The 10,539-nt window shown below is 63.4% G+C and carries 19 protein-coding genes and 1 tRNA gene; 5 read left to right on the plus strand and 15 right to left on the minus strand.

Going from position 1 to position 10,539, the window contains the following annotated elements:
* The 4 genes from EN884_RS12070 to EN884_RS12085 all read right to left on the minus strand — a co-directional run.
* A partial coding sequence (locus tag EN884_RS12070; RefSeq protein WP_164894985.1) for an aldo/keto reductase occupies window positions 1-605 on the minus strand: 605 nt, incomplete at its 3' end.
* A gap of 79 nt (window positions 606-684) precedes the next feature.
* Entirely contained in the window at window positions 685-930 is a 246-nt protein-coding gene (locus tag EN884_RS12075; protein ID WP_013530762.1) for a DUF982 domain-containing protein, read from the minus strand.
* A gap of 130 nt (window positions 931-1,060) precedes the next feature.
* Window positions 1,061-1,351 (minus strand): hypothetical protein, encoded by a 291-nt coding sequence (locus tag EN884_RS12080; protein ID WP_013530763.1) that lies wholly within the window; start codon window positions 1,349-1,351, stop codon window positions 1,061-1,063.
* A complete protein-coding gene (locus EN884_RS12085) occupies window positions 1,351-2,235 on the minus strand; it encodes a LysR family transcriptional regulator (protein ID WP_013530764.1) in 885 nt (294 codons plus the stop codon). Before EN884_RS12085 ends, EN884_RS12080 begins: the two co-directional genes overlap by 1 nt.
* Before the next feature lie 103 nt (window positions 2,236-2,338).
* Between EN884_RS12085 and EN884_RS12090 the strand changes: the two genes are divergently transcribed.
* Complete coding sequence (locus tag EN884_RS12090; protein ID WP_013530765.1) at window positions 2,339-3,208, plus strand: NmrA/HSCARG family protein; 870 nt, start codon at window positions 2,339-2,341, stop codon at window positions 3,206-3,208.
* An 80-nt stretch (window positions 3,209-3,288) separates the two neighbouring features.
* Here EN884_RS12090 and EN884_RS12095 read toward each other — a convergent pair whose 3' ends face one another.
* A complete protein-coding gene (locus EN884_RS12095; protein WP_063168566.1) occupies window positions 3,289-3,606 on the minus strand; it encodes a hypothetical protein in 318 nt (105 codons plus the stop codon).
* 278 nt (window positions 3,607-3,884) lie between these two features.
* Here EN884_RS12095 and EN884_RS12100 point away from each other — a divergent pair, with 278 nt between their 5' ends.
* Window positions 3,885-4,127 carry a hypothetical protein gene (locus tag EN884_RS12100; protein ID WP_013530767.1) on the plus strand — a complete coding sequence of 81 codons (243 nt, stop codon included), beginning with the start codon at window positions 3,885-3,887 and terminating at the stop codon, window positions 4,125-4,127.
* A gap of 91 nt (window positions 4,128-4,218) precedes the next feature.
* Here the strand turns inward: EN884_RS12100 and EN884_RS12105 are convergent, their stop codons facing one another.
* The 4 genes from EN884_RS12105 to EN884_RS12120 form a co-directional block, all read right to left on the minus strand.
* Complete coding sequence (locus EN884_RS12105; RefSeq protein ID WP_013530768.1) at window positions 4,219-4,425, minus strand: hypothetical protein; 207 nt, start codon at window positions 4,423-4,425, stop codon at window positions 4,219-4,221.
* A 194-nt stretch (window positions 4,426-4,619) separates the two neighbouring features.
* Window positions 4,620-4,805 (minus strand): hypothetical protein, encoded by a 186-nt coding sequence (locus EN884_RS12110; protein WP_013530769.1) that lies wholly within the window; start codon window positions 4,803-4,805, stop codon window positions 4,620-4,622.
* Window positions 4,806-5,122: 317 nt separating this feature from the next.
* A tRNA-Gln gene (locus tag EN884_RS12115) sits at window positions 5,123-5,196 on the minus strand.
* A gap of 84 nt (window positions 5,197-5,280) precedes the next feature.
* A complete protein-coding gene (locus tag EN884_RS12120; RefSeq protein ID WP_013530770.1) occupies window positions 5,281-5,571 on the minus strand; it encodes a hypothetical protein in 291 nt (96 codons plus the stop codon).
* Window positions 5,572-6,116: 545 nt separating this feature from the next.
* Between EN884_RS12120 and EN884_RS12130 the strand changes: the two genes are divergently transcribed.
* Window positions 6,117-7,184 carry a PAS domain S-box protein gene (locus EN884_RS12130; RefSeq protein ID WP_063168565.1) on the plus strand — a complete coding sequence of 356 codons (1,068 nt, stop codon included), beginning with the start codon at window positions 6,117-6,119 and terminating at the stop codon, window positions 7,182-7,184.
* Between the two features lie 5 nt (window positions 7,185-7,189).
* On the opposite strand, the gene EN884_RS12135 is transcribed toward EN884_RS12130, so the two are convergent.
* The gene (locus EN884_RS12135; protein WP_063170278.1) at window positions 7,190-8,128 is read right to left on the minus strand and encodes an alpha/beta hydrolase; all 939 of its coding nucleotides are present in this window, start codon (window positions 8,126-8,128) and stop codon (window positions 7,190-7,192) included.
* A gap of 146 nt (window positions 8,129-8,274) precedes the next feature.
* On the opposite strand from EN884_RS12135, the gene EN884_RS12140 reads away from it, so the two are divergent.
* Both EN884_RS12140 and EN884_RS40115 read left to right on the plus strand, forming a co-directional pair.
* Complete coding sequence (locus EN884_RS12140) at window positions 8,275-8,583, plus strand: hypothetical protein (protein WP_013530773.1); 309 nt, start codon at window positions 8,275-8,277, stop codon at window positions 8,581-8,583.
* A 91-nt stretch (window positions 8,584-8,674) separates the two neighbouring features.
* Window positions 8,675-8,809 (plus strand): hypothetical protein, encoded by a 135-nt coding sequence (locus tag EN884_RS40115; protein ID WP_263484935.1) that lies wholly within the window; start codon window positions 8,675-8,677, stop codon window positions 8,807-8,809.
* A gap of 38 nt (window positions 8,810-8,847) precedes the next feature.
* On the opposite strand, the gene EN884_RS12145 is transcribed toward EN884_RS40115, so the two are convergent.
* The 5 genes from EN884_RS12145 to EN884_RS38960 all read right to left on the minus strand — a co-directional run.
* Window positions 8,848-9,093 (minus strand): DUF982 domain-containing protein, encoded by a 246-nt coding sequence (locus EN884_RS12145; protein WP_027160738.1) that lies wholly within the window; start codon window positions 9,091-9,093, stop codon window positions 8,848-8,850.
* Between the two features lie 14 nt (window positions 9,094-9,107).
* Window positions 9,108-9,344, minus strand: coding sequence for a DUF982 domain-containing protein (locus EN884_RS12150; protein ID WP_013530775.1), 237 nt, complete (start codon window positions 9,342-9,344; stop codon window positions 9,108-9,110).
* A gap of 94 nt (window positions 9,345-9,438) precedes the next feature.
* Window positions 9,439-9,882 (minus strand): GFA family protein, encoded by a 444-nt coding sequence (locus tag EN884_RS12155; protein WP_013530776.1) that lies wholly within the window; start codon window positions 9,880-9,882, stop codon window positions 9,439-9,441.
* A 171-nt stretch (window positions 9,883-10,053) separates the two neighbouring features.
* Window positions 10,054-10,233: a DUF3606 domain-containing protein gene (locus EN884_RS12160; RefSeq protein WP_013530777.1), complete on the minus strand. Its 180-nt coding sequence runs from the start codon at window positions 10,231-10,233 to the stop codon at window positions 10,054-10,056.
* Window positions 10,234-10,358: 125 nt separating this feature from the next.
* On the minus strand, window positions 10,359-10,539 hold a 181-nt coding region (locus EN884_RS38960), incomplete at its 5' end, for a hypothetical protein (RefSeq protein ID WP_206617582.1).

Genomic DNA, 10,539 nt, shown 5'->3' on the forward strand with positions numbered 1-10,539 from the left:
GGCACCAGGCCGATGCCGAGTTCGCCAAGCAGCGGGATGATCTCCGGCTCCAGATTGCGCTCCCACAGCGAATACTCACTCTGCAACGCCGACACCGGATGCACGGCATGCGCCCGGCGGATGTTGGCTGCACCCGCTTCCGACAGGCCGAAGAAGCGCACCTTGCCTTGCGCGACGAGTTCGCCGACGGCGCCCGCGACATCCTCCATCGGCACCGCCGGGTCGACGCGGTGCTGGTAGAGCAGGTCGATACGGTCGGTTCCGAGGCGGCCGAGCGAGGCTTCCACCGCCTCTCGAATGTGCTCGGGCCGGCTGTCGGTTCCGGTCTGCTTGCCGTTTTCGATGCGGAAGCCAAATTTCGTGGCGATCGTCACCAGGTCGCGCTTGCCCTTCAATGCCCGGCCGAGCAGGGCTTCGTTGTCGTAAGGGCCATAGACTTCGGCGGTGTCGAGGAAGGTGCAGCCGAGGTCGATGGCACGGTGCAGCGTGGCGATGGATTCGGCCTCGTCGGCCGGGCCATAGGACTGGCTCATGCCCATGCAGCCGAGGCCGATAGCCGAGACCTGCAGCCCCTGGCTGCCGAGCTTGCGTGTTTTCAGGGTCATGGCAGGCGTTCTCCGGAGGGGGCGCAGCGATTATAGCGTCAGCAGGTTCAATCGATACGCCTATTAGATCACGATGTGGCTATTCGATCAGGATGTGGGCTTCGCGCGCTGCTTCGACGAGCGCCGCCCTGGCGACGTCGGGGGCAACATCGCCGCTCGTCGCCCGCTGGCAGGCGCGCAGTGCGGACCGATGCTTCGGGCTGCCTGCGTCACGCCAATGTGTGGTGAGCAAATCAATGGCCTGCTGTGTGTTGGACAGATGATGGATGGAACCGGTGACGCCGACCGAAACCGCCACAGGTTTGGAGAACCATGCCGTTTGCATTGGAACCACCTCAATTGGGCTGAAGCAATAAACGCTTATGGCCGCTCAAGGTTTCGTCGCTACCAATCAATCTGGCGTGATAGATTGCCGATACCCCCAGCGGCATTGGGCCCCACATTGTCCGCGGGGCTCACATGTTCGAGGCGACATCGCGGGTGGGCGGTGTTTTGGGTTTGTGGGCGGCGCGTTGCCGCGTCGCCTGGTGGGCAGGGCGGGGTTTGACCGTGTTCACGGTCGTGGGCGCCTGCGCCTTGCGGCGCTTGAGCCAGTTGGCTGACAGTTCGGCAAGGAGACTGCGCAAGTCTTTCACGACGTCCTCCTCTTGTAGGGCGACAAGGTAATTGCCGTCGCCCCAACTTGTTCCACCGCAAACTCCTTCCGCCAAAAATAAAAGTTCTTGCCGGCGAAAGCGGTCGGGCATCACCTGCCGATATAGGCGGCCAGTTCGTCCGGCGTCCCGTTCGGGAAGGCCTGTTTCAGAAAATCCAGGAACGCCGACACGCGCGGGCTGAGCAGCCGCCGGGAGGGGTAGAGCGTCCAAAGAGCGATCTCAGGGGCGTCGATGTCCCCCCAATTCACCAACGTGCCGTCAGCCAAATCGTGGGCCACCAACGAAATGGGAAGACGTGCCGCACCGACCCCCGCCCGCACCGCATCGCGCACCATAATGAGCGTTCCCAAAGCGAGGACCGGCTCGATTTTGATCGTCGACCGGCCACCCTCGGTCTTCACGTGCCATGTTTGCCGTTCGCCTTTCCCGCGCGCAACGGCAGGGGCCGGTCCACCGGTGCGAGGAAGGTGAGGGCTCGCCACGACGACCAGCCGGTCGCGGAGAAACGCCCGTCCGACCAAGCTTTCGTCGGGATCCGGGTTGACCCGGATCACCAGGTCGTAGCCTTCCTCGATCATGTCCACAGCCCGGTCCTCCGTCGTGACCTCCAGCCTCACCTCCGGAAATTTGAGGGCAAATCCCGCGGCGATCCTCCCCATCGCGGTCTGAGAAAAAAGCAGGGGCGCGCTGATCCGCAGTCTCCCCTTGGGTCTTTGACCGCCCGAGGCGATCGCCGCGGCCGTCTCGTCCAGTTCGGCAAGCAACGCCCCCGTCCGCTCGAAAAGCGCCCGTCCTTCCTCGGTCAGCTTCAGGTTACGCGCACCCCGTTCAAACAGGCGCAGGTCAAGGCTGCTCTCCAAGTCTCCAACGCGCCGCGACAGGGTTGCCTTGGGCCGGCCGGTGGCCCGTGCCGCCTTGCCGAAACCGCCATGGCGGGCAACGAGGTTGAAATCGGTGAGGGCCAGAATATCCATAGGTGTTCCACCAGTGAGACGGTGCGTCTAAAATTTCGGTCTGTTTGAGTGTTTGTGAGCCACACATATTGGGCCTGTCAAGCAACCCAACAGGAGAAATTCCATGACCATCCTCGTTACCGGCGCCACAGGCAATGTTGGCCGCCAAGTCGTCGAGCACCTCGTCAAGCGCGGCGCCGACGTCCGTGCTCTCGTCCGCGATCCGTCGAAAGCCAGCTTCCCGGCGGGCGTATCGGTCGCGCAAGGCGACTTTCTCGATGTCGATTCACTGCGCAAAGCCATGTCCGGCGTTTCCACCCTGTTCCTCTTGAACGCCGTGGTGCCGGACGAATTCACCCAGGCTTTGGTCGCGCTGAACGTCGCCCGATCGGCGGGCATCGAGCGGATCGTCTATCTCTCGGTGATCCATGCCGACGTGTATGTGAACGTGCCGCATTTCGCCGGCAAGTTCGGCGTCGAGCGAATGATCGAGCAGATGGGCTTCCAGGCTACGATCCTGCGCCCGGCCTATTTCATCCAGAACGACCTGATGATCGAAGACGTCATCACCGGCTATGGCACCTACACAATGCCGATCGGCGCCAAAGGTCTCGCCATGGTCGACGTGCGTGATATCGCCGAGATCGCCGCTCTCGAGCTGCTGCGCCGCGAACGGTCCGCGGAGCCGCTTGCGCTCGAGCGGATCAACCTCGTCGGTCCGCAGACACTGACCGGGACGGATATCGCGGCCATCTGGTCCGACGTGCTCGCCCGGCCGATCAGCTACGGCGGCGACAACACCGAAGGTTTCGAGCAGAATCTCAAGCAGTTCCTGCCTGCCTGGATGGCCTACGACATGCGCTTGATGGGCGAACGGTTCCTGACCGACGGCATGCTGCCCGAGGCCGGCGACGTGGAGCGCCTGACCGCGCTTCTGGGCCGCCCTCTGCGTCCCTATCGCGACTTCGCCTCACAAATCGCCGGCTCCGCCTGACGGAACGGCTCCGGTCATCATCCGGTTCAGAAACAGCAGGGCGGCCTTTTGAGAAGGCCCCCTGTTCAGCCGGTACCGTCTTACTGCAGGGTGGCCGGACCAGGCCCGTCGCGTTGGGCGATCATCCGCCCGCCATCGTCGCCACCGAGACCATCCACGAACAGGCCAGCCACGCCGTCGAAATTGGTGAGCCCGTCGAATTCAATTGCGGCGCCAATCAGCTGGGCTGCCTGGAAGACAATGTATTCGACGTCCTCGAGGGCGATGTTTTCGGCCAGGTTCCTGACCCTTACATGTTCCGCCACCGCCGTGATACTGACGATGCCGGTCTTCCTGAAGGCGATCTGGACCGCTGAACGGACGTCATCGCGCAGTCGCGCCGAGTAATCATACCGCATCGAAACCTCCCAAAGGGAACGGTTTTCTGTTCAGGTTGCACAATGCGGCAGGGGCTTCATCTTGGCAAGTCACGAATTAAATAATATCTAAACAAATCAGCTAGTTAGCATAGTTATGCAAGTATGCGCCTTACGCCGAATACCATCAGGCTCATCATGCGCATGAGAAGCAGTTCACTCATCCCGAGGTCTTGACGCGCTAGGAGCGCTTTCCTAACTATTAGGTAAGCGAGTTGAATACTCATTCGAGGTATCGGGATCCTGAGCGAGGGAGCGCGATGACTGAACTGGAACGCCCGGAACGGTTGCAGATCATGCTGACGTCAGACGAGCTGGCTGCGCTGGAAAACTGGCGCTTCGACAAGCGTATGCCGAGCCGTTCGGCCGCGGTCAGGGAATTGCTGCGGCGCGGTCTTGCCTCAGACGGCTTCCTGACGGCGGAGCAAGGGGCGAAGTCGCAAGACTTCGGTATCCTGCCAACCGCCGGCGGCAACGGCATTTCCGAAAGCGGCAAGGAGTAGCGGTTCACCGCGCGTGAGCCGCTCCAGTCCTTTCAGGCTGCCGGTCGCCGCAACGCGGTGCCGGCCGGCCCAGCGGACCATAACTCTCGATTCAGAGGATGTTGGTCGTCACTTCGACGACGATCGCGGCACCTTCCAGGCTGCCATTGGTGACGTGCACGACACGCGATACCCGCAGATCCTGCGTGGTTCCATCGATCGACAGCGCAACGCTTTCGCCGATCCGCGGAACCGCCTGAAAAACCGCGTCCGTGGCCTCCGGCCGGTTGTCGATCGATATGCGGCAGTTGACGGTCATGAGATGTCTCCTGTGTCGGCCCGGTGGTCAACGCGGGGTCCGCGAAATGGTTTCAGGAGCCGGATGCAACTTAACGGCGCCCAGATCCGTAAAACACTAATTGCTCCATTGTTCATCGTAACGGAGCAACAGGGCTCGCTGGGGGCGTTGGGGCTGCCCCGGCGAGCTTGATCCGCCTTGCCGGGGGCGTGGCGTCACCGGGGTATGGAGACGAGTTTCGGCGCCCGCAATTCCCCGGCCATCCTTGCCGCCTGGAAAATTGTCATCAAAACCAGGATGGGCTCACCCTCGGTCGGGTTGATGGTCAGCACGACGCGGCCAAGCTCGTCGCTCATGCCGCAAGACCAGTCCTTGACGGCTATCACCTTTCTCGCGGCCATATGCCGTTCTCCTGCACGGGAGGTTCTCTGCCGGCTACGCCGTCTGGAGTTGGTCGACAGAACCTTCGCCTGACATTGCAAGCAGCCGAAATGCGGCAAATGCGGCCAATATCATGAAAACCGCCGTGACGTTCAGGGACATCGTCGACGCAAGCACGCCCCCGTCAAAGCAACTCAGTTCCATGCGCTCTACCCCTTCAAGCCACTGACGGCCTGGATGATGATCCTGCTTCGAGTGAAATACAAGCGCGCGCTAATGTGCTGAAGCCGGCTGGCCAGTCTGCGCGCGGCTTCGAACCAGCCAAGCGCTTGGTTGCTGGTTCCCGCTCAAGGGCTCGAACCTCGATTCACGCCTTCAAAGGGCGCTGTCCTACCATTAGACGAAGCGGGAAAATGCACGTTGCGCCCCACCCCTAGCCGGTTCGCGCGCCGGGATCAACGCACTGCGGCGGCAAAGCCGATTGGAAGCGCGGTGTCAGTCCGGAAAGTTGGTGACAGGTTCCTCGCAGCGGTAGACCGGGCAGCTGCCGTCACGGGTCGGGACATAGGCCGACATCGGCACCTCCGGCCAGTCGCATTCGTTGCCGAACTGCCTGACATAGCGATCATAGGTGTTGGGGCCTGTGGTCAGCACCACGGCATGGCGGCTTTGGAGCAGTTGCCGGAGCTGGTCGCAACTCATCGTGCGGGTGTCGGGCCTGGCTTCGGCGAGGCCGGTCGCGGCCAGCAGGATCGCTGCCGTCAAGGCAATTCGGCGCATTGGCATGGCTGTTCCTCGAATGGACATATCGGCCGAAACTCGCATCCCGCCGGGTGGTTCCGCAACCGCCGGCTCGCCGTCTGTGGCAGCGCAACCAAATGGTCCGTCGTGCATTGCTGGGGATGGATGGCAGGAAGCCCTACAAAACTCCGCAATGGCGGCCCGGAAGCGGGGATCGCGAGGCCATGTGCTGTTCCTTCTGCGGCGGGCGCGACCACAGCTATGAGGACTGTCCGCAAAGGAATCCCGACGCCGATGCAGTGCCCGTTGCGCCGCCCAACGACGCCGGCTCCGAAAAAGCAGGCCGATGAGACGGACAGGGCGAAGCGGTCATCGGGCTTACAGCAGCTCGACTGGATCGGCATTTACGGCCGCAGAGGCATTGCCGAGATGGAGGGCCGGGCATTATCGTGACATGCGTGTCCGCGACCGCAAATGCGGAATGCTGCGCACCGACTGCAACCAAAATGCCCGGTCAGGCATTTCTAGCAGGAGGGGAATCCTCACGCAGACGCTGGCGGGAGGCGGCAAGGTGGGGCCACGACGGGGCAATGACAGAATTGGCAAGCGTCGATAGCCTGCTCGAAATCACTGCCCACGCTCGGCTGGCGGCGATTGTCGATTCGTCCTTCGACGCCATCGTCAGCAAGGACCTGAACAGCATCATCACCAGTTGGAACGCGGCGGCGCAACGCATGTTCGGCTACACCGCCGAAGAGGCCGTCGGCCGCTCCGTACTCATGCTCATCCCCGATCATCTCAAGGATGAAGAGACCGACATCATCAGCCGGGTTCGCAGGGGCGAGCTCCTGGCCAGCTATGAGACGATCCGCCGGCGCAAGGATGGCGGCCTCATCGCCGTGTCGCTGACCATTTCGCCGATCAGGAACGCGTCCGGCGAGATCATCGGCGCATCGAAGATCGCCCGCGACATCACCGCCAGCAAGGAGAGCGAGCGCCGGATCAGGCTTTTGCTCCGCGAGGTGAACCATCGCGTCAAGAACCAGTTCGCGGTGATCCTCTCGATGATCCGGGAGACCAGCAAACGCTCGACCGATCCGCGCGAGTTCGAGGAGATGATCCGTTCCCGCATCATGGCGCTGTCGCGGTCGCACGATCTGCTGGTGAACTCGGAATGGGCCGGCGCCAGCCTCTTCGACCTTGCCCAGGAGCAGCTCAAGCCGTTCGGCCACGAGGCGCGGGTATCGCTTTCCGGACCGCTTTTGACCCTGCAGCCGAATGCCGTGCAAAATCTCGGCATGGCGTTTCATGAACTCGGCACCAACTCTTCCAAATATGGCGCGCTGGCGAGCGAGGCCGGGCGGCTGGAGATCACCTGGCGGATCGTCGAAGGCGCTTCGGACAAGCTGGAAATCCATCTGCTCTGGGACGAGACGATGCCGGTGCGTGAGGGAGAGCGGCCCGGGGGGCGGCAAGACGAAAGCACGCGCAAGGGTTTCGGCACCGTCGTCCTGCAACGGGTCGCGCCGCAATCGCTGAACGGCTTGGCGGTGCTGGATCGCAGCCCGGGCCATCTCAGCTGGTCGCTGACGGCGCCGCTGGATTCGATCATCGTTCCGCAGTTGGGCGCCGACCTGCCTGAAACCGAAACGTCCTGAGCCCATCAAGGGGAGGGCGAAGGTAACTCCGATCGCACGGAGATGCCGTGACTGGTTTCGCCGAAGAAGCCGGCCAGCAGATCGGCCGTCCGCGCCGGGTCCTCCTCGGGGAAGAAGTGTCCACCCGGCATCGCCTGTCCGCGCACGTCGTCGGCCCAGCCGCGCCACAGCGCCAGTGGTCCGCCTTCGCCGGCATACCAATCCGCCAACGCGCCCTGACCGCTCCATAGCGCCAGCAGCGGGCAGCGGATGCGCCGGCCGGCTGCCTTGTCGGCATGGTCATGCTCGCGGTCGAGCGTGGCTGCCGCCCGATATTCCTCGCAGATGGCATGGGCGTGGGCAGGCGTACGCAGGGCCTCCACATAGGCCTGACGCACTTCGGCTGGAAACGCCGATGGCTGTGAGCCCCAGCCGTTGAGCGCATTGTCGACGATCGCCTCGGCGGCGCCGGACAGGATCTTTTCCGGCAATGGCTCGGGCTGCGCCAGCAGCGACCATGGCCAATAGCCCAGCGCCAGCCTGGCGTCGGCGCGGTCCCAGGCATCGGCGGTCGGCACGATGTCGAGGACGGCGAGCCTGTCGATGCTGCCCGGATGGTCGAGCGCCATGCGGTAGGCGACACGCCCGCCGCGATCATGGCCGGCGACCATGAAGCTGCTGAAACCCAGCTTCTCCATCAGCCTCACCAAATCGTCCGCCATGGCGCGCTTGGCATAGGGTGCGTGGTCCGGAGTGGACGCCGGACAGGAGCTGCCGCCATAGCCGCGCAAATCGGCGCAGACGACGCTGAACCGGCTGGCCAGAGCGGGCGCGATGTCGCGCCACATCAGATGCGTCTGCGGAAAGCCGTGCAGCAACAGCAATGGCGGCCCGGTCCCGGCACGCAGGCAGAATATGCCGGCATCGCCGGTGTCGATTTCCGCGCCTTGAAAACCTTCGAACATGACCGCCTCCGGCACGCGCAACGGCCGGCGAACGGGTTTGGTTGCAATGCCGCCCGGCGACGCGGCCAACCTTTTTCGTCGACAGGCGTTGTCCCTGTGAAGGGAAGGTCGCCGCAGGCGACCGTGAAAGAAAGAAGGAGGTAGGGATGAGAACTCTCGCCATCATGCCATTCGGCCTTATGCTGGCGCTGGCAGTGCCGGCCGCAGCCCAGCAGCAGAACGACAGCCAGGCGCCGCAGGCCGACAAATGCAGGGCTCAGACCGGGCAAGAGGCAAAACAGCAGCCTGAAAAGCAAGCCGATGACGGCAATTTGACCGCGAAGCTCAACGACTGCGGCGGCGTGCTGAAACCGCCCCCGACGGGAGACCAGGGCATGGCGGCGCCGGCCCCCGACGAAGGCAAGACGCCGGTGATCAAGCCGGGTGAAGTTCCACCCCAGCCGCCGAAGCAATAAACGCCGGCTCCCTGGTATTATCGCACAAGCTAATGGAACCTCGTTTTCTCGGGAGCGTTTTTCTCACGACTTGGAATTTGGAGAGATTATCGTGAGAGATATTGCAGCCACAGCCACGTTGCTTGCATCGATCGCCATCGTGATTGCATTGATTCTTCTGGTGCCGAAGAGCTTTGGATTCGAAACCTCTCAGCCGATTGTCCAGGGCGAGCTTCCAACGAAATGACAAAGCAGGCGAGGCACGACGTCTGCTTCCTTTGACACCTACCGCACCAAGACGCCGGCGTGGCTGCAGAGCGCTGCGAACGCTTCCTGCGCCTCGGCGGCGCCTGTCTGGGTTTCCAATGCGGCTTCGACCTTCTCGCGCGCCGCCTGGTAGAACGGGCCGCGCTTGGCCTGCGGCCAATCGATCAGGATTTCGCTGGCATCCCTGAGCGTGGCGACGTCGCGGATCGTGTCCGAGCCATGCGGCTTGATCCGCATCGGTGTGGGCAAAATGAGCTCGGACATGTCCTGTTTTCCAACTACTGCAGGAGTTTTGCTTCGCGCGCGGCGTCGATCACCGCCCGCATCGCTTTTTCCGGCGGCGTCCAGCCATCCAGCGCATCGCGGCAGCTGCGCAACGCCGCCCGGTAGCGCCGTCCCTGGCCAGCCGGCCAGTCGCCGAGGCATTCCAGGCCTTCCCAGGCGCTGCGGACGATGCGCTCGCGCTCAGGCGCGAATTTCAGCCTGATGGGGCGGGGAAACATCTTGTCGTTCAACGGTCGTCTCCATGATTGCCGCAAGTCGCCGGGCGACATGCGTGAGAGGCGTCCGGTAACGTCGGCGGCAGGGCAGGGTTCCCTTGCCCGGAGATCAAATCTCTGCGTCGATGTCCGACAGCGATCTCGGCGTCGGCGCTTCGGCGTTGTACGCCGCTGGGCGGTCATGCTCGAACTGTTCGGCGCCGGGCAAAGCGTGCAGCCAGGTCTCGCGCCTGGAGGTCCACAATTCATATTCGGGCACGAGATCGGTCGGCGCGATGTCGAGGCTGCCGATTGCCACCTCGGCCTCGTTGTCGTCGACCCAGGCGACGCGGCCGCCGCATGTCGGGCAAAAGCTGCGCGTGCCATAGGAGCTGACGAGGCCGGTGGTCTCGAAGGCCTCGCGCGGCCAGATGGCAAAGGCCGAATAGACCGAACCGCCGGCCTTGCGGCAATCCTTGCAATGGCACAGGCCGACGCGCAGCGGCGCGCCGTGAACCTCGAACTGCACGCCGCCGCACAGGCAGCTGCCGGTCCTGCGTATGGTGTCGGACATGACAACCTCCCTCAATGCGTGGCGCTGCGGGCCGGGTGGGACAGATGCTCGTCTGCCGTTTCGTTGGCCAGGATGAGAAACCGGGAAAAAGACATCCTGTTCACCGTACCACCAGGCCCGGTTGACGCGGCCCGCAGCGTCTTCAACGCCGCCCAGGCGAAATGGTTTCGGCTAGCCGCGGGCCGCCATATGGGCGTCGAGCTTCTTGCGCGAGGGTCCGTAGCGCTTGATGATGGTCTGTGCCTCGCTTGGCGGAATGCCGTATTTGCGGGCAAAGGCGGCAACCTCGTAGGGCTCTTCGCCCGAGACCTGCTTGCGGTCCTGTTTCGTCTTCGACTTGTCGTCAGCCATCTCAGGCCTCGCTTTCTGTTGTCGGGGAAACGCGCAACCTTCGGCGCCCGCGATCAACACGACATAACACAGATCGGCGCCGCCGGTTCCACCAGGCGACACGGCCAGGCTGCAACCGGCCTGTATCAGGCCGATGGCCGCATCGGGTCGGCGTCGGCAGCGTGGTCGCCGTCACATTCGGAGCATGCCGCGCTGAGGCCGGGGCAGCCGCGCCGGTGGGTGCCGGCAGGGCAACAATGGCCGTTGGAACTCGTCCAGCGCGGACATTGGAAGACCTGGCCAGCGCCGCCGCAGCCGCTGCATTCC

This window comes from Mesorhizobium sp. M7A.F.Ca.AU.001.01.1.1 (genome assembly GCF_004022735.1).
Classification (GTDB): Bacteria; Pseudomonadota; Alphaproteobacteria; order Rhizobiales; family Rhizobiaceae; genus Mesorhizobium; species Mesorhizobium ciceri.